The sequence below is a fragment of the Pseudomonas wayambapalatensis genome (assembly GCF_049942315.1).
Classification (GTDB): domain Bacteria; phylum Pseudomonadota; class Gammaproteobacteria; order Pseudomonadales; family Pseudomonadaceae; genus Aquipseudomonas; species Aquipseudomonas wayambapalatensis.
Genome location: NZ_JBNFMU010000200.1, coordinates 1 through 16,126, shown reverse-complemented (window position 1 = coordinate 16,126; position 16,126 = coordinate 1). Strand labels below are relative to the sequence as shown.

General features: G+C 65.3%; 17 protein-coding genes. 11 read left to right on the top strand and 6 right to left on the bottom strand.

The features are described 5' to 3' along the window. Nucleotides 1-21 precede the first annotated feature (21 nt). Complete coding sequence (locus tag ACPZMI_RS16365) at nucleotides 22-639, top strand: hypothetical protein (protein ID WP_411383830.1); 618 nt, start codon at nucleotides 22-24, stop codon at nucleotides 637-639. Here ACPZMI_RS16365 and ACPZMI_RS16360 read toward each other — a convergent pair. Next, a complete protein-coding gene (locus ACPZMI_RS16360; protein ID WP_426352667.1) occupies nucleotides 624-1,565 on the bottom strand; it encodes a MerR family transcriptional regulator in 942 nt (313 codons plus the stop codon). The genes ACPZMI_RS16365 and ACPZMI_RS16360 overlap by 16 nt on opposite strands. 214 nt (nucleotides 1,566-1,779) lie before the next feature. Here ACPZMI_RS16360 and ACPZMI_RS16355 point away from each other — a divergent pair, with 214 nt between their 5' ends. From ACPZMI_RS16355 to chrA, 5 genes are all read left to right on the top strand, one after another. Beyond that, a complete protein-coding gene (locus ACPZMI_RS16355; protein WP_426352666.1) occupies nucleotides 1,780-2,352 on the top strand; it encodes a putative antibiotic biosynthesis monooxygenase in 573 nt (190 codons plus the stop codon). A 74-nt stretch (nucleotides 2,353-2,426) separates the two neighbouring features. Further along, nucleotides 2,427-3,119, top strand: a complete 693-nt coding sequence (gene folM / locus ACPZMI_RS16350) for a dihydromonapterin reductase (RefSeq protein WP_371105600.1) — start codon at nucleotides 2,427-2,429, stop codon at nucleotides 3,117-3,119. Between the two features lie 9 nt (nucleotides 3,120-3,128). Continuing rightward, on the top strand, nucleotides 3,129-3,425 hold the full coding sequence (locus ACPZMI_RS16345; RefSeq protein WP_186667717.1) for a DUF1244 domain-containing protein: 297 nt from the start codon (nucleotides 3,129-3,131) through the stop codon (nucleotides 3,423-3,425). Continuing rightward, entirely contained in the window at nucleotides 3,418-3,759 is a 342-nt protein-coding gene (locus tag ACPZMI_RS16340) for a HopJ type III effector protein (protein WP_186667715.1), read from the top strand. The genes ACPZMI_RS16345 and ACPZMI_RS16340 overlap by 8 nt, the downstream gene beginning before the upstream one ends. Nucleotides 3,760-3,896: 137 nt before the next feature. Continuing rightward, nucleotides 3,897-5,213 carry a chromate efflux transporter gene (chrA, locus tag ACPZMI_RS16335; protein ID WP_426352665.1) on the top strand — a complete coding sequence of 439 codons (1,317 nt, stop codon included), beginning with the start codon at nucleotides 3,897-3,899 and terminating at the stop codon, nucleotides 5,211-5,213. A 19-nt stretch (nucleotides 5,214-5,232) separates the two neighbouring features. Here chrA and ACPZMI_RS16330 read toward each other — a convergent pair whose 3' ends face one another. The 4 genes from ACPZMI_RS16330 to ACPZMI_RS16315 form a co-directional block, all read right to left on the bottom strand. Beyond that, nucleotides 5,233-6,141 (bottom strand): alpha/beta hydrolase family protein, encoded by a 909-nt coding sequence (locus ACPZMI_RS16330; RefSeq protein ID WP_186667713.1) that lies wholly within the window; start codon nucleotides 6,139-6,141, stop codon nucleotides 5,233-5,235. Nucleotides 6,142-6,231: 90 nt separating this feature from the next. Then, on the bottom strand, nucleotides 6,232-6,918 hold the full coding sequence (locus tag ACPZMI_RS16325) for a GNAT family N-acetyltransferase (RefSeq protein ID WP_426352664.1): 687 nt from the start codon (nucleotides 6,916-6,918) through the stop codon (nucleotides 6,232-6,234). 166 nt (nucleotides 6,919-7,084) lie between these two features. After that, nucleotides 7,085-8,296 carry an enoyl-ACP reductase FabV gene (fabV, locus tag ACPZMI_RS16320; protein WP_186667709.1) on the bottom strand — a complete coding sequence of 404 codons (1,212 nt, stop codon included), beginning with the start codon at nucleotides 8,294-8,296 and terminating at the stop codon, nucleotides 7,085-7,087. Nucleotides 8,297-8,615: 319 nt separating this feature from the next. Continuing rightward, nucleotides 8,616-9,467, bottom strand: a complete 852-nt coding sequence (locus ACPZMI_RS16315; protein ID WP_426352663.1) for a LysR substrate-binding domain-containing protein — start codon at nucleotides 9,465-9,467, stop codon at nucleotides 8,616-8,618. Between the two features lie 135 nt (nucleotides 9,468-9,602). Between ACPZMI_RS16315 and ACPZMI_RS16310 the strand changes: the two genes are divergently transcribed. The 5 genes from ACPZMI_RS16310 (at nucleotide 9,603) to ACPZMI_RS16290 (ending at nucleotide 15,154) form a co-directional block, all read left to right on the top strand. Further along, nucleotides 9,603-10,658 (top strand): agmatine deiminase family protein, encoded by a 1,056-nt coding sequence (locus tag ACPZMI_RS16310; protein ID WP_426352662.1) that lies wholly within the window; start codon nucleotides 9,603-9,605, stop codon nucleotides 10,656-10,658. Then, complete coding sequence (gene aguB / locus ACPZMI_RS16305) at nucleotides 10,655-11,551, top strand: N-carbamoylputrescine amidase (protein ID WP_426352661.1); 897 nt, start codon at nucleotides 10,655-10,657, stop codon at nucleotides 11,549-11,551. Before ACPZMI_RS16310 ends, aguB begins: the two co-directional genes overlap by 4 nt. A gap of 3 nt (nucleotides 11,552-11,554) precedes the next feature. Next, nucleotides 11,555-12,649: an extracellular solute-binding protein gene (locus tag ACPZMI_RS16300; protein WP_426352660.1), complete on the top strand. Its 1,095-nt coding sequence runs from the start codon at nucleotides 11,555-11,557 to the stop codon at nucleotides 12,647-12,649. A gap of 3 nt (nucleotides 12,650-12,652) precedes the next feature. Next, a complete protein-coding gene (locus ACPZMI_RS16295; RefSeq protein WP_426352659.1) occupies nucleotides 12,653-13,771 on the top strand; it encodes an agmatine deiminase family protein in 1,119 nt (372 codons plus the stop codon). Between the two features lie 204 nt (nucleotides 13,772-13,975). Further along, nucleotides 13,976-15,154: an acetyl-CoA C-acetyltransferase gene (locus tag ACPZMI_RS16290; protein WP_186667700.1), complete on the top strand. Its 1,179-nt coding sequence runs from the start codon at nucleotides 13,976-13,978 to the stop codon at nucleotides 15,152-15,154. Between the two features lie 51 nt (nucleotides 15,155-15,205). Here ACPZMI_RS16290 and ACPZMI_RS16285 read toward each other — a convergent pair whose 3' ends face one another. Next, on the bottom strand, nucleotides 15,206-15,925 hold the full coding sequence (locus ACPZMI_RS16285; RefSeq protein WP_426352658.1) for an SDR family oxidoreductase: 720 nt from the start codon (nucleotides 15,923-15,925) through the stop codon (nucleotides 15,206-15,208). Nucleotides 15,926-16,126 lie beyond the last annotated feature (201 nt).

Below are 16,126 nucleotides of genomic sequence, written 5' to 3'. Positions count from 1 at the left end.
ACGCCCGACCCGAGTCCGATCATGCAAGCAGACGCCCTCCTTACTCAGGATGAGCTGGATTTCATTCAGGACATGCAGCATACGCCCCAATTGAACCTGGCCGATCCCACCTCGAGCCTGCTGGTCAATGGCGATCGTCGTCTGCAGCAATTGCTCACCCGCCTGGTGGCCAACGAGCAGGTCACGCTGCAGGCGCAATTCAACAACCAGCAGATCAGCATTCCCCTGCAACTGGTCGAAGACGAGTTTCACGCCCTGCACCTGCAACTGGGTTCACCGGAAATCTACGAAGACGGCCCGATGCTGCGGCCCTGGCGCCTGTCGCTGGACCAGCCGGCAGCACTGGTCGACGCCCGCGGCACGCAGAGCGAGCTGTGGGTGCGCGATATCTCGTTCAAAGGGGTACTGCTGCAAGTGAACGGCCAGGACCAGGCACCCAGCCACTTCGAGCTGTTCTTCGCTCCACCGGGCATCGAGCCGATCGAACTGCACGGCACGCTGCGCCGCCGCATCGGCCCGGACCTGGCGGCCTACGACCTCAGCCACAGCCCGGACGAGGAAATCGACCGGCTGCGTGAGTACATTCTCCAGGCCCACCGCCAGGCGCACCCAGAGTTGCACGCTCAGGTCTCGATCTGACCGGCGAGGAACTGGCGCAACCGCTGCTTCATCAAAAAGGCCTGGGCGCCCAGGCAGCCCACCGGCCCGCCCTCGAGACTGTCCTGGGCCATTTCGGCAGCCTCGCCCGCCAGCAGCAGCGGGCAGTTCACCCGCTGCGCCAGACGCGCCAGGCGCTTGTCCAGGTCGCTGGCCGGGCGATGGTTGTCGTACAGCACCAGCGCATCCGGCGCCAACCGCTCGCAGACCAACGCCAGCTCTTCGACAGGCTGCCCTGGCGCCAGCACCGTGACCGCTACCTCGTCACTGCCCAGCAGCAGCCCCGCCACCAGCAATTCGAGCTCCTGGCCCTGTGCCGACAACGGTGACAGCAGGATCCGACGGCTCTTGGGCTCGCGCGCCAGTTGCAGGCGCAACAGCACCCGCGCGCGCAGGAACTGATCGAGGAACAGCCACTCGCTGGCCTGCCCATACCCCGCCTGGCCGGCGCGCAGGGCCTGCCATACCGGCATGAACACCTCGCCGAAGACCTGCTCCAGGGCATGGCTGGCAAACACCTGTTCGAACAACCGCCCCAACTGCGCAGCATCGAACTGGCGCACGGCCTCGCGCACCTGGGCCTGCCAGCGTGAGCGGTCGCCAACCGTGCTTCCGGCCCAGGCCCCCTCCGCCGGCACCTGGCTACGCGCCAGGATACTGCCGACCTTGCTCACCGCGACACCACGGCGCAGCCAACCCAGGATGCTCTCGATGGCGTCGATGTCGGCCTGCGAATAGAGACGATGGCCACTCTCGGTGCGGGTCGGCTGAATCAGCCCGTAGCGGCGCTCCCAGGCGCGCAGGGTCACCGGATTGACGCCAGTCAGGCGCGACACTTCGCGGATCGGAAACAGCTCCTGATGCACCAGCCCATGTTCGATCAGGGCACTCGCTTGTGGCTCTTTCATGAGAGTGGCAACTCTGTCTCGTAGATTCGTGGTGGCCATTCTACGCCGGGATCGGCCAGGGGTCAGCGCAACGGCTCGATCACGACACTGACCGGTCACGAATTTTACGCGATAATCCGTGCCCGATTCTTGCATCCACGCCTGCGTCGCCCATCACCCCGGGCACAGGCCAAGGGGCCGGCTACCCGCCAGCCCCGTCGTAAGGAGATACACGATGTCTACCGCACCCGTCACCCTGATGGTGTCGCGCCGCGCCGCCAATGGACGCTACCAGGACCTGCTGGCCTGGCTCCATGAAGGCGAGCAGTTGGCCACCGACTTCCCCGGCTACCTGGGCTCGGGCATCCTCGCGCCGCCGGCCGACAGCGACGCCTTCCAGATCATCTTCCGTTTCAACGACGAACCGACCCTGCACGCCTGGGAACATTCAGCCTCGCGACGCGCCTGGTTGCAGCGTGGCGACGGCCTGTTCGAGCGCCCCGAAGAGCGGCGCATCAGCGGCATCGACGCCTGGTTCGGCACCGAAACGGTGCATAAACCGCCGCGCTGGAAGCAGGCTACCGCCATCTGGCTGGCGTTCTTCCCGGTGTCGCTGCTGTTCAACCTGTTGTTCGGCCACTGGCTGGCACCGCTGGACCTGCTGCCCCGGGTACTGCTGAGCACCCTGGTGCTGACGCCGCTGATGGTCTACCTGTTCATTCCGTTGTCCACCCGCCTGCTGGCCGGCTGGCTCAATCCCTCGGCACGCACGGCGTCACAGCGCCGCGAAGGGTTGCGCAGCCGCTGAGGAGCGGGCACGCAAGCCTGCGCAGTTCGGGTATGCTGGGGCACGAACGAACAGACGAACAGACTGCCCCGAACATGAACAGCCCCATCCTCATCACCGGAGCCAGCCAGCGCGTCGGGCTGGCCCTGGCCCTGGCGCTGGCCAAGGCCGGCCATCAGGTGGTCAGCGCCAGCCGCAGCCTTCATGCGCAGGCCGCACACCCGAACATCATCCAGTTCCAGGCCGACCTCACCCGCGAGGCCGACCGCCTGGCGCTGATCGAACACCTGCAGCACAACTACGACGGCCTGCGCGCAATCATCCACAACGCCTCGCTGTGGCTGGACGACGACCTGCAGAGCCTCGACACCATGTTCCGCCTGCACGTCGAGGCGCCCTACCACCTCAACCTGGCGCTGGGCGAGCACCTGGCCAAGGTCGAGAAGGCCGACATCATCCACATCTGCGACGAAACCTCCTCGCGCGGCAGCAAGAGCCATATCGGCTACGCCGCAACCAAGGCCGCGCTGCAGAACATGGTGCTGTCTTTCGCCGAAAAATACGCGCCCAAGGTGCGTGTCAACGGTATCCTGCCGGGCCTGCTGATCCTTAAGGAAGGCGGCGACGAACAGTACCGCCGGCAGACACTGAAAAAGGCCCTGCTGGAATTCGAACCGGGTGCACAGCCGCTGATCGAGGCGGTGATGTTCCTGCTGCAAAGCCAGTACAGCACCGGCAGCCAGGTGGTCATCAACGGTGGCCGCCATCTGAAGAACCGCATGACCTGAGGTAAGCCCATGACTGAGCAACAACAGCTCGAACTCGAAGCCGCCGCGTTCCGGCGCCTGGTCGAACACCTGCAAAAGCGTACCGACGTGCAGAACATCGACCTGATGAACCTCTCCGGCTTCTGCCGCAACTGCCTGTCCAAGTGGTACAAGGCCGCCGCCGACGAGCGCCAGGTCGAGCTGAGCCTGGACGATGCCCGCGAAGCGGTGTACGGCATGCCCTACGCCGAGTGGAAAGCCCAATACCAGAAAGAAGCCAGCGCCGAACAGCAAGCGGCGTTCGAACAAGGAAAACCCCGTGACTGACCTGAACACCCTGCGCAGCAGCCTCGCCAGCGGCGAACACGTGTTTGCCGACACCCTGGGCTTCATTGCCGCCAACTACAGCTACCAGCCCCAGGCCTTCAACAACGGCGGCGTGGAAAACGCTGCCGGGCAGAACGAGGGGTCGTGCAAGACCCTGGGCCTGGCCCTGCTGGAAGGGCTGAGCGATCAGGAAGCGCTGCTGGCCTTTGGCGAACACTACCGCAGCGTGCTCGCCACCCCCGAGGGCAGCGACCATGGCAATATCCGCGCGCTGATCAAGCACGGCCTGGCCGGCGTGAAGTTTGCCGAGCAGCCGCTGACCCGCAACGCCTGAGGCAAGGCTGTTCGCGGCACCAAGGCCGCTCCTGCAGGTATTCGGTGCAGGCGCGGCCTTGTGTCGCGATGGGCCGCAAAGCGGCGCCCGACATGATGTCGCCGACTGCCCTTTTCCTGCCAGAAGGACTCGCCCGAATGCCTCCAGAACCCAGTATCCCTTTCCGTCAGGCCATGCTGTTCTGGCTCAAGCTCGGTTTCATCGGATTCGGCGGCCCGGCCGGGCAGATCGCCCTGATGCACCGGGAAATCGTCGAACGCCGCCGCTGGCTCAGCGAGTCGCGGTTTCTCCACGCCTTGAACTACTGCATGTTGCTGCCTGGGCCCGAGGCCCAGCAACTGGCCACCTACCTCGGCTGGCTGATGCACCGCACCTGGGGCGGGATCATCGCCGGGACACTGTTCATCCTGCCCTCGTTGTTCATTCTGATCGGACTGTCCTGGGTCTATATCACCCAGGGGCAGCAACCTCTGGTCGCCGGCCTGTTCTACGGCCTCAAGCCTGCGATCACCGCCATCGTCGTGCAGGCGACCTGGCGCATCGGCTCCCGGGTGCTGCACAACGCTGCATTGTGGGGCATCGCTCTGGCAGCCTTCGTCGCCCTGTTCGGGCTGGGGCTGCCGTTTCCGCTGATCGTGCTGGGCGCGGGGCTGGTCGGCTATTTGGGCGGGCGCCGGCGGCCGCAGTTGTTCCAGACCGGTCGCGCCAACACTGAAGACTCCATCGCCGAAGCCCCCCTGGCCCAGGCCGCCCATACCCGCCTGCACTGGCCGCGCCTGTTCGGCCTGCTGGCCGGCGGTGCAGCGCTGTGGTGTCTGCCGATGGCCGCACTGACGCTGCTGTTCGGCTGGCAAGGCACCTTCACCCAGATGGCATGGTTCTTCACCAAAGCCGCGCTGCTCACGTTCGGCGGTGCCTACGCAGTGCTGCCCTACGTGTATCAGGGGGCTGTCGATCATTACGGCTGGCTGACGCCCACGCAGATGATCGACGGCCTGGCATTGGGCGAAAGCACACCCGGGCCGCTGATCATGCTGGTGGCGTTCGTCGGCTTCGTCGGCGGCTATGTGCAGGCCCAGTTCGGTGCCGACCAGGCGTTCGTGGCTGGCGCCCTGGCGGCATGCCTGGTCACCTGGTTCACCTTCCTGCCATCGTTCCTGTTCATCCTGATCGGCGCGCCCTTGGTGGAGCGCACACGCAGGCAACTGCGCTTCACCGCTCCGCTGACGGCAATCAGCGCCGCAGTGGTGGGGGTGATCCTGAATCTGGCGTTGTTCTTCGCCTATCACGTGTTCTGGCCGCACGGATTCGCCGAAGGGATCGACGGGCTGGCACTGGGGATCGCGCTGCTGGCGGCGGCGGGGCTGCTGGTGTTGCGTCGCAGTGTGCTGGAAGTGTTGATCGCCTGCGCCCTGGCGGGATTACTGGTGGTGTTGTATGGGCATGTGCTCTGAGAGGTCGACACAGCCCCCATCACCTCATGCGCTGCCCCGGTATCCGCTCCGACAGCACACCCTCGCGCAACCACTCCAACGCAATCGGCCACAGGCTTGCCCGAAAGCGATCATGGAAGAACGCGAAATGTCCGACCTCCTGCTCACCGATATCCACAGGTGCCACGCGCAGGTGGCGAGGTTGGGCGTGCTCCAGGTAGCCCAGCAAGCGATCCGTCGCCGCCACAGTGCCGAAAGGATCGTCGCTCAGGCTCACCGCCAGGGCCGCAGCCTGGACCTGGGCGAAAGGACGCGCCTGCAGCAGCCGTCCACTGGGACGCTGCTCGTAGCGCGGCGCCGGCGTGCTCCAGTCACGCACCACCCCGGCCGGCGTGTCCTCCATCCAGCCCAGGCGCTTGCCGGGGAAATAGCCCAGTAGCCGGGTCAGCAATGGCATCACCACATGCCACTTGCCCACCATCCGCCAGCGGCCTTCGGCCGCATAGTCACGCCAGTAGGCAAACTGTGCGCCGACCATCACCAGCCGCCGCACCTGCCCGGCCGACGGCGCCAGGCCGGTTGCCCAGCCACCGAAGCTGTGCCCCACCACATTCACCGGCTGCCCGGGGAATTCGCTGGCGGCGCGTTGCAGGATAGCTTCGAAGTCCAGGCAGCCCCAGTCGCTCCACGACGCCTGGAAACCGCGCAACGATGCCGGGCGAGACTCGCCGATGCCACGGTAGTCGTAGCTCAGCACGTCGAAGCCGTGGGCGAACAGGTAATCGGCAAAGCGAGCGTAATAGCGGCAGCGCACCGAGGTGGCCGCATTGATGATCACCAGCGGGCGCTGGGGGTCGGGTTCGGCGTGGCGCCACTGGAAACCGCCGAGGCTGTAGCCGTCGGCGGCTTGATGGCGAAAGGCAGTCGCAGGTTGGGTCAGGCTGCTCATGGCGGGCTCCCTGCGCCGTCGCGCCGGGAGGCGGGCGGCGTTTTTTGTCATCCGCCCACGCTAGCAAATTTTTCGCTGGCTGTACCTGCCTCAGGTGGTCGACAACGCCCGCGCCACGCCAGGCTTGCGCAGCACCTCCAGGCGCGAACCGTGATAACGCGTTTCGCGGAACAACTTCCAGCGCCCGAACAGGCCATACACATGCATCACCCGCCCTTGCTCGTGATAGCCCATGCGCAGGTGCAGCTTCATGGCCGGCACGTTATGCGTCTCCACCACATCCACCACCTTGCGGCAGCCCTTGGCATGCATGGTGTTCCACAACTCGACCTGAGCGGTGACCGACAGCTCGCTGCCAAAGTAGCGCCGGGTCATCTCGCCGCCAAACTCGAAGAACTCGCCGGGCTTCACCGGGAAGGTACAGCCGTAATAGTGCTTGTCATGGTAGTCGACCACGCTCGCCCAGATGAAGGCCACCGCATCGCCGTGCTCATCCAGGTACATGTGCCCGGTATGGCCTTCGGCAGCGAGTTCGCGCATGGTTTCGACACGGTCGCCGAAATAGCGCGCAAAGGCGTCGGCATTGGCGGTGGTGATATCCACCAGGGTCACCGGCGGATGTTCCTTGAGTTTGTGGGGCGGCACGGGGGTGACCAGGTCGCGCTCCATCCACAGCAATTCCCAGTGGAAGAATACGTAGCGTTCGACAAGGGTCTTGAAGGTACGCTTGAGCCCCTTCTGGCGGATCCGTTCTTGTATTTTTTGCAATACGCGCATGCTGCCTCCCCGGCCCAGGCGAAATTGCCGGACCAATAGCTGCTGTATAGATCAGGGAGAAAGCGGCCATGGCAAAGGGCCAGCGGAGGATTTGTTGCAGAATGTTAACAAGGCCCCGGAGGGAACCGCGCAGCCGAAACAAACGGCTGCGCGGTCAAGGGCTTGCTTACAGCTCGATGCAGTCGAACCGTACGTCGGTGGCCACGTCTTCGTCGTAGTTGACGTCAGCGCGCTCGAAACCGAACAGGTTGAGGAACTGTTTCTTGTAACCGGCGTAGTCGGTCAGCTCGAACAGGTTTTCGGTGGTGACCTGCGGCCACATGGCCTTGCAGGCGTCCTGCACGTCGTCGCGCAGTTCCCAGTCGTCCAGGCGCAGGCGGGCCTTTTCGTCCACCTCGGCCGGAGCACCGTCGGCGCGGTACATGCGGTCGCGGAACATGCGGTCCAGCTGGTCCTGGGTGCCTTCGTGAACGCCCTTCTCCTGCATGATCTTGAAGACCATCGACAGGTACAGCGGCATCACCGGAATGGCCGAGCTGGCCTGGGTGACCACCGACTTGAGCACGGCAACGTTGGCGCCGCCCTTCACTTCACCGGCCAGCTTCTTGTCCAGGCGCAGGGCGGTTTCGTCCAGGTCCTGCTTGGCCTGGCCCAGGGCGCCGTGCCAGTAGATCGGCCAGGTGATTTCGGTGCCGATGTAGCTGAAGGCCACGGTGCGCGCGCCTTCGGCGAGCACGTCAGCGCCGGCCAGGGCGTCGATCCACAGCTGCCAGTCCTGACCACCCATGACGGTGACGGTGTCGGCGATTTCCTGCTCGGTGGCCGGCTCGATGCTGGCCTCGATGATGGTGTCCTTGTTGGTGTCGATGGCGGTCGACTTGTACGGCTGGCCGATCGGCTTGAGCGCCGAGCGGATCAGCTCGCCGGTCTGCGGCAGCTTGCGCACGGGCGAGGCCAGGGAGTAGATGACCAGGTCGACCTTGCCACCCATCTCGTTCTTGATCAGCTCGATGACCTTGGCGCGAGCTTCGTCGGAGAAGGCGTCACCGTTGATCGACTTGCTGTACAGACCCTCGGCCTTGGCGAACTTGTCGAAGGCGGCGGCGTTGTACCAGCCTGCGGTGCCGGCCTTGGTCTCGGTGCCCGGCTTCTCGAAGAACACGCCCAGGGTGTCGGCCTTGAAGCCGAAGGCGGCGGTGATGCGTGCTGCCAGGCCGTAGCCGCTGGAGGCGCCGATCACCAGGACTTTCTTCGGACCATCTTCGCGCACGCCCAGTTTGCGGGTGGCTTCGATCTGGTCACGGACGTTGAGCTCGCAGCCCTTGGGGTGAGTCGTGGTGCAGATGAATCCGCGTACCTTGGGATGAATGATGGCCAATGTCTGTACCTCGTCAGGTTTATGCTGGGGAAGCGCCGCAGGGGCGATTCCGATTGATCAGAGGGTGAGACTACCCCCGCAAGTCATCCGACACATATTACGGGGTCAATGGCCCGAGCAAAACCCGAATCCGAAAGCGACTCGCTTCTTGTAGGAGCAACTGTCTTGTTCAAAATCTAAAGGCCAGCCCAATCCCTGTGGGAGCGGCGGTTCGGCGCCCCGACTTGCCCGCGAACAAGGGCGTAGCCCGTGCCAGGCACCGCGGTGTGCTTTTCGCGGGCAAGCCCGCTCCCACAACAAGCCCGCTCCTACTGGCTACTCAGTGGGAATCCAAAGCCGCGCGCAACCACGCCAGGAACTGCCGCGCCAGCGGATCGTCCTGGCTGTCGCGGTGCACCAGGCAACTCCAGGCCGGGCCTCGCACCCGCTGCGCCGACAACGCCTGCAAACGCCCGTCGTCCACCAACCGCTGGGCCAGCAACTGGCTGACCAGCGCAATCCCCAGGCCCTCTCCCGCCGCGTCCAGGAGCAGCCCCGGGTCGGAGAAATTCAGCCCCTTGCCCTGCTGCCCCACCGCTTCGCCGCCCTCCAGTTGCCAGTGGCTCCAGTCCATCTCCCGTTCGCCGTGCAAGGTGGTGCGCCCGGTTTCGGGCAAGGCGGGATGGCAGGCGGGGTACAGGCGGTCCTGGTGCAACACGCTGAAACTGCACTCGGCCTGCGGGCCAAGATCATCGCGGATCGCCAGGTCGATGGTCTGGCTGCTCATGTCCGGCACCTCGAAACTGGTGAACAGCCACAGGTCCACCTCCGGGCAGCGCGCATGAAAGTCCGCCAGGCGCGGCAACAACCAGTGCCGGGCAAAGGCCGGGGTGGTGTTGACCACCAGTTGGTTGGGCTTGCGGTACTGGTCCAGCCGACGGATGCCCACCGCCAATTGTTGCAGCATGACCTGCGTAGTGCTGAGCAGGTCATGGCCCGCGTCGGTGAGGCTGACACTGCGCCCGGTCCGGTGGAACAACGGTTGCTCCAGGTAGCTTTCCAGGCTGCGGATCTGCTGGCTGATCGCCGACTGGGTGAGGTTCAGCGCCTCGGCGGCCTTGTGAAAACTGCCCAGGCGGGCAGCGGCTTCAAAGCCACGCAGGGCATTCAGGGGCGGCCAGTGCTTGAGCATGATCGATAAGCCTTTCTAATCAGAAATACGCTAAATCTATCGTTAGTCCACGCCCATTCATAGCCATATCATGGGCACCAACACCCGCAACGGCGGGCTTCGTTGATAAAAATCACTAATACATTGGAGCTAACCATGGACCTGTCCATCGCCAGCGGCTGGCGCATGCCCGCCGAATGGGCCCGCCACGCCGCCACCTGGATGATCTGGCCGCACAACCAAGCCTTGTGGGAGTCCGGTTGGCGCGTGACCCTGGCCGACGTACAGCGCGACTACGCCCGGGTCGCCAGCGCCATCGCCCGTTTCGAGCCGGTGAAGATGGTCGTCGCGCCGTCCGCCATGGCCAGCGCCCGCGCCCTGTGCGGCGCCGGTATCGAGCTGATCGAACTGGCCGTGGACGACAGTTGGTGCCGCGACAGCGGGCCGACCTTCATCGCTCACCCGCAACACGGCCTGGCCGGCCTGAGCTGGCGCTTCAACGCCTGGGGAGGCAAGTCCGAGCACGGCCTGGACCGCAGCCTCGGTCGGCGCATCCTCGAACACCTGGGCCTGGAAGGCTTCAGCACGCCACTGTGCAACGAAGGCGGCGCCATTCATGTAGACGGCGAAGGCACCCTGATCACCACCGAGTCGGTGCTGCTCAACCCCAACCGCAACCCCGGCCTGAGCAAGGCGGACTTCGAGGAGTGCTTCGCCCGTCTGCTGGGCATCCGCAAGACCATCTGGCTGCCCGGCGATCCGCAGTATGTCACCGGCGACATGACCGATGGCCACGTCGACGGGGTCTGCGCCTTCGCCCGGCCCGGCGTGCTGCTGGTCGATGCCACCCACGAGCAAGGCTCGGTCTACGCCGACGTCGCCCGGGAAAACCGCCGCGCCCTGGAGCTGGCTCGCGACGCCCAGGGCCGGCGCTTCGAGCTGCTCGACCTGTTTGAGGCCAGCGCCGCAGTGGACAAGGACGCCGAAGTGTTCTGCGCCTCCTACACCAACTTCTACCTGGCCAACGGCGCAGTGATCATGCCGGCCTATGGCATCGACGCCGACCAGGCCGCCGCCCGTCAGTTGGCCCTGGCCTTCCCCGACCGCGAGATCGTGCCGGTGCGTATCGACCACATCGCCCACGGCGGCGGCGGTATCCACTGCATCACCCAGCAACAACCGGCCTGGCCTGTGACGGAGGACCGCCCATGAGCCTGCTGCGCATCGCCACCACGCAGATGAGTTGCGACTGGAACCTTGCGGCCAACCTCGACCGCGCCGAGCAAGTGGTGCGCCAGGCCGCCGCCCGGGGTGCACAGGTAATCCTGTTGCAGGAGCTGTTCGCTACGCCGTATTTCTGCATCGAGCAGTGCCACAGCCACCAGGCGCTGGCCCAGGACTATCAGGACAGCCCCCTGCTGCGCCGCTTCGCCGCGCTGGCCAAAGAGCTGGGGGTGGTGCTGCCACTGAGCTGGTACGAGCGCGCCGGCAACGCCTTCTTCAATTCGCTGACCGTGGCCGACGCCGACGGTCGCCTGCTGGGGATCTACCGCAAGACCCACATCCCCAACGCCATCGGCTACCAGGAAAAGGAATACTTCAGCCCCGGCGATACCGGTTTCAAGGTCTGGGACACCGCCTTCGGCCGCCTGGGCATCGGCATCTGCTGGGACCAATGGTTCCCGGAAACCGCGCGCTGCCTGGCGCTGCTCGGCGCCGAGGTGCTGCTGTTCCCGACGGCCATCGGCTCGGAGCCCGGTGCCGCCGAACTGGACTCACGCGACCACTGGCAGATGGCGATGCGTGGCCATGCCGCAGCCAACCTGCTGCCGGTGGTGGCCGCCAACCGCGTCGGCCAGGAAGTGGCGCGCAGCGACGAGCACCTGTCGATGCGTTTCTATGGTTCCTCGTTCATCTGCGACCACAAGGGCGCGATGCTCGCCGAAGCCGATCGCGACAGCAGCGGCGTATGGCTGCACGACCTGGATCTGGCGCGCATGCGTGAAGACCGCCTGAGCTGGGGCGTCTACCGCGACCGCCGTCCCGAGCTGTACGCACCGTTGATGACCCTCGACGGCCGCACCCCACAACCGACGAGGGCCTGAGCCATGCCACGCCGTCCATCACAACTGTTCGCCGCCCTCGCCCTGGCCTGCTGCGCGTCCGTCGCCCAGGCACAGCAGGAAGCCCTGCGCCTGTACAACTGGGCCGACTACTTTGCCGAGGACACCCTCAAGCGCTTCACCGCCGAAACCGGCATCCCGGTGATCTACGACGTCATGGACGGCAGTGAAGTGCTCGAGGCCAAGCTGATGTCCGGGCCCAGCGGCTACGACCTGGTGTTTCCCGGCGACACCGTGGCCGAGCGCCTGATGCGCGCCGGCAGCCTGCAGCCGCTCGACCGCCAGCAACTGACCGCGCTGGACGACATCGACCCCGGCCTGCGCGCCCTGCACGCACGCTATCCCAAGGCCAGCGAGGCGACAGTGCCCTACACCTGGGGCACCATCGGCCTGACCTTCAATGCCGCCAAGATCCGCGAGCGCATGCCCGACGCACCGCTGGACAGCCTCGACCTGCTGTTCAAACCGGAGCTGGCCGCCAGGTTCGCCGATTGCGGCATCTCGATGATCGACTCGCCCGACGAAGTGCTCGCCGTGGTGCTCCACTATCTGGGGCGTGAACCCCGCAGCGCCAGGCGCGAAGACCTGGCTGCCGCCAGCGAGCTGCTCAAGTCGATCCGGCCCTACGTGCGCAAGTTGCAGTCGCAGCCGGTGACCGAGCTGGTCAACGAGAACACTTGCCTGTCGCTGGGCTACAGCGGCGACGTGATCCAGGCCCAGCGCACTGCCGAGGCCGCAGGCAAGGTCATCGACTTCCAATACCGCGTGCCGCGCGAAGGCACCACGGTATGGATGGACACCATGGCGATCCCCGCCGATGCACGCCATCCGGAGTACGCCTATCGTTTCATCAACTTCGTGATGCGCCCGGAAAACATGGCCGCGATCAGCAACTTCACCGGCTACCCCACGGCCAGCGCCAAGGCCCGTCCGCTGGTGGACGCGCGCATGCGCGACAACCCCGACATCTACCTCGATGCCGCCACCTATGCCCGGCTGATTCCGGGCAAGGATATTCCCCAGGCCGACATGCGTGCGCGCATGCGCGTCTGGACCCGTTTCAAGACTGCCCAGGACTGACCCATGCCAACCCGTCGTACCTTCCTCCAGCACCTGTCGATCGCCGCCGGCCTCGGCGCCGCCGCAAGCATCGGCCTGCCGCTGGGCAGCGCCCGCGCCAGCGAGGCGGGCCGCTGGTTCATGCCCGACGAGGGCGAGCCGCAGCGGTGCGCCTACCTCGCCTTCGGCGCCCAGGACGCGATCTGGGAAGACTTCACCGAAGACGTGCAGGCGGCGCTGGGCCGCATCGCCCGCGCCATCGCCAACTACCAGCCAGTGACGGTGTTCTGCCGCGAGGACGAGCGCGACCTGGCCGAGGAACACTGCGCCAGCCACAACACCACGTTCGTGATCACTGAGCTGGACGACATCTGGATGCGCGACATCGGCGCCAACTTCGTGGTCGACGACGATGGCGAGCTGGGCGCGGTGGATTTCAACTTCAACGGCTGGGGCGGCAAGCAACGGCACCGCTTCGACGCGAAGCTGGCCAAGCAGGTGGCCACGCGGGCGAACGCTGCCTACCAGCGCAGCGAACTGGTCGGCGAAGGCGGCGGTATCGAGGTCGATGGCCATGGCACCGGAATCATGACCGAGAGCAGCTGGATCAACGGCAACCGCAACCCCGGCTGGAGCAAGGCCGAAGTCGAGCAGGAGCTCAAGGCGCGCCTGGGCCTGCGCAAGATCATCTGGCTGCCGGGCATCAAGGGCAAGGACATCACTGACGCGCATGTGGACTTCTATGCGCGCTTCGTGCGCCCCGGCGTGGTGCTGGCCAACCTCGACACCGACCCCGATTCCTATGACCACGCAGTGACGCTGCGGCATCTGGAGATACTCAAGCAGGCCACCGATGCCGAGGGTCGGGCGTTGCAGGTGCACACCGTGTCGCCGCCGCTGAAACCACGCAAGAGTGCATTCAACAAGGGCAACCCGGATTTCGCGGCGGGGTATATCAATTATTTCGTGATAAACGGTGCGGTCATCGCCCCGCAGTTCGGCGACCGCGAGGCCGATGAAAAGGCCCGGGCGTTGTTGGCCGAGTTGTATCCGGATCGGGACGTGGTGCAGTTGGATATCGATGCCATCGCGGCGGGAGGTGGCGGCATCCATTGTGTGACCAGCCATTGTCCAGCGGTGTGAGTACCGGCCCTATCGCGGGGCAAGCCCGATCCCACAGACCCCGATGCATTCAGGTTCTGTGGGAGCGGGCTTGCCCCGCGATAGGGCCGGCACAGACACCCTATTCATTTGCAAACCCGATCAATCACAAAGAAAAACAAACTTCTCAAATGAGCCCCGGGCAGTGATGCTGTCGCGATCCACTTCGCCTCCCGGAGAACAACAATGAACGAAGTCGCCATCGTCGCCGCCACCCGTACTGCCATCGGCAGTTTCCAGGGCACCCTGGCCAATGTCTCGGCCATCGACCTCGGTGCTGCGGTGATCAAGCGCCTGTTGGAGCAGACCGGCCTTGACCCCGCGCAAGTCGACGAGGTGATCCTCGGCCAGGTGCTGACCGCAGGCGCCGGCCAGAACCCCGCCCGCCAGGCCGCGGTCAAGGCCGGCCTGCCCCACGCGGTGCCGGCGCTGACCCTGAACAAGGTCTGCGGTTCGGGCCTCAAGGCCCTGCATCTGGCGGCCCAGGCGATCCGCTGCGGCGACGCCGAGGTGGTGATCGCCGGCGGCCAGGAGAACATGAGCCTGGCGCCGTACGTGCTGCCCTCGGCCCGCACCGGCCAGCGCATGGGCCATGGCCAACTGGTCGATACCATGATCACCGATGGCCTGTGGGACGCCTTCAACGACTACCACATGGGCATCACCGCCGAGAACCTGGTGGACAAGTACGCCATCTCCCGCGAACAGCAGGACGCCTTTGCCGCCGAGTCTCAGCGCAAGGCCGTGGCGGCTATCGAAGGCGGTCGTTTCAAGGACGAGATCACCCCCATCCACATCCCGCAGAAAAAAGGCGATGCGCTGGTGTTCGACACCGACGAACAACCTCGCCCAGGCACCAGCGCCGAATCGCTGGGCAAGCTGCGTGCAGCCTTCAAGAAAGACGGCAGCGTCACCGCTGGCAACGCCTCGAGCCTCAACGATGGCGCCGCTGCCGTGCTGCTGATGAGCGTCGACAAGGCCAAGGCCCTGGGCCTGCCGGTGCTGGCCAGGATCACCGGCTACGCCAGTGCCGGTGTAGACCCGGCGATCATGGGCATCGGCCCGGTCTCGGCGACCCAGCGCTGCCTGCAGAAGGCGGGCTGGCAGTTGTCCGACCTGGACCTGATCGAGGCCAACGAAGCCTTCGCGGCCCAGGCCCTGGCAGTGGGCAAGGAGCTGGCCTGGGATGCGGCGAAGGTCAACGTCAACGGCGGTGCCATCGCCCTGGGCCACCCGATTGGCGCCTCGGGTTGCCGGGTGCTGGTGACCTTGTTGCACGAGATGATCAAGCGTGATGCGAAGAAAGGCCTGGCGACGTTGTGCATCGGTGGTGGCCAGGGTGTCGCGTTGACGATCGAGCGATGAGTCTGGGGTGAGTGCTGCGCAGGCGAGCCCGCGAAGCACTCACCGCTAATCTCAGAATCTTTCATCCAGGATCGCCGGCAAGCTCAGCTCCCTGACAAAGCTGGCCGGCGACAGTGACAGGATCATCCTGACCACCTGCACCACATCGTGCACCGGTATCAGTTGCCCTTCCCCACGCCGCGCAGCCTCAGCAACCGGCACCTCCAGGCCGTCCTCGGTATTGAGATAGCCAAGGTTCAGGCAGGTCACGCCAAGACGCCGATCGCGGTAGCCCTCGCGCAGGGCGTCGGCGATGCCTTGCAGGGCGAACTTGCTGGCACCGAAGGTCACCTCAGGGCGCCCGCTGCGCGGCAGGCCCGAGGTTGAGCCGGTCAGCAGGATGCGTGGGTGCTGGCTTTGCAGCAACAGGGGCAGCAGACGCTTGATCAGCAGGATGGTCGCCGTGATGTTGCAACCGACCATGGTTTCAATCTGGGCGTCCTGATCGTCGAGAAAATCGTAGGCGGGGTGGAACGCCAGGGGCTCCCAGATGCCCAGGTTGTAGATCAGGGTGTCGATGCCTTGATCGGCCACAGCCTTGGTGATGGTGGCGACGGCAGTTGCGGGTTGAGTGAGGTCGGCTTCGATCCAGCGGGTGTCGATACCAGCGATGACGGGGACATGCGGGGGGATGGCGCGGGCGACGCCGATCAGGGTGTCACCGGGGTTGCCCAGGCCTTGCATCAGGGCCTTGCCCAGCCCTTTGCTGGCGCCGATTACCAGGGTCTTCATCAATAACTCCATTTATCGAGATTTGGGGAAAGAGGCCGGGACAGCGGTGACCTTTTCGCGGGCAAGCCCGCTCCTACAGGCCCTGCGGCTCGGAAGACTGTGGAGTACCTGTAGGAGCGGGCTTGCCCGCGAAAAGGTCACCGCTGTCCCGGCCTCTTTCCCCAAATCTCGATAAATGGAGTTATTGATGAAGACCCTGGT

Bases quoted from the DNA above. Each gene is read 5' to 3' on its own strand.
- folM (WP_371105600.1), top strand. From the start codon at position 2,427: ATGAACAGCCCCATCCTCATCACCGGAGCCAGCCAGCGCGTCGGGCTG.
- ACPZMI_RS16290 (WP_186667700.1), top strand. From the start codon at position 13,976: ATGAACGAAGTCGCCATCGTCGCCGCCACCCGTACTGCCATCGGCAGT.
- chrA (WP_426352665.1), top strand. From the start codon at position 3,897: ATGCCTCCAGAACCCAGTATCCCTTTCCGTCAGGCCATGCTGTTCTGG.
- ACPZMI_RS16325 (WP_426352664.1), bottom strand. From the start codon at position 6,918: ATGCGCGTATTGCAAAAAATACAAGAACGGATCCGCCAGAAGGGGCTC.
- ACPZMI_RS16315 (WP_426352663.1), bottom strand. From the start codon at position 9,467: ATGCTCAAGCACTGGCCGCCCCTGAATGCCCTGCGTGGCTTTGAAGCC.
- ACPZMI_RS16345 (WP_186667717.1), top strand. From the start codon at position 3,129: ATGACTGAGCAACAACAGCTCGAACTCGAAGCCGCCGCGTTCCGGCGC.
- ACPZMI_RS16300 (WP_426352660.1), top strand. From the start codon at position 11,555: ATGCCACGCCGTCCATCACAACTGTTCGCCGCCCTCGCCCTGGCCTGC.
- ACPZMI_RS16310 (WP_426352662.1), top strand. From the start codon at position 9,603: ATGGACCTGTCCATCGCCAGCGGCTGGCGCATGCCCGCCGAATGGGCC.
- aguB (WP_426352661.1), top strand. From the start codon at position 10,655: ATGAGCCTGCTGCGCATCGCCACCACGCAGATGAGTTGCGACTGGAAC.
- ACPZMI_RS16365 (WP_411383830.1), top strand. From the start codon at position 22: ATGCAAGCAGACGCCCTCCTTACTCAGGATGAGCTGGATTTCATTCAG.
- ACPZMI_RS16285 (WP_426352658.1), bottom strand. From the start codon at position 15,925: ATGAAGACCCTGGTAATCGGCGCCAGCAAAGGGCTGGGCAAGGCCCTG.
- ACPZMI_RS16330 (WP_186667713.1), bottom strand. From the start codon at position 6,141: ATGAGCAGCCTGACCCAACCTGCGACTGCCTTTCGCCATCAAGCCGCC.
- ACPZMI_RS16295 (WP_426352659.1), top strand. From the start codon at position 12,653: ATGCCAACCCGTCGTACCTTCCTCCAGCACCTGTCGATCGCCGCCGGC.
- ACPZMI_RS16355 (WP_426352666.1), top strand. From the start codon at position 1,780: ATGTCTACCGCACCCGTCACCCTGATGGTGTCGCGCCGCGCCGCCAAT.
- ACPZMI_RS16360 (WP_426352667.1), bottom strand. From the start codon at position 1,565: ATGAAAGAGCCACAAGCGAGTGCCCTGATCGAACATGGGCTGGTGCAT.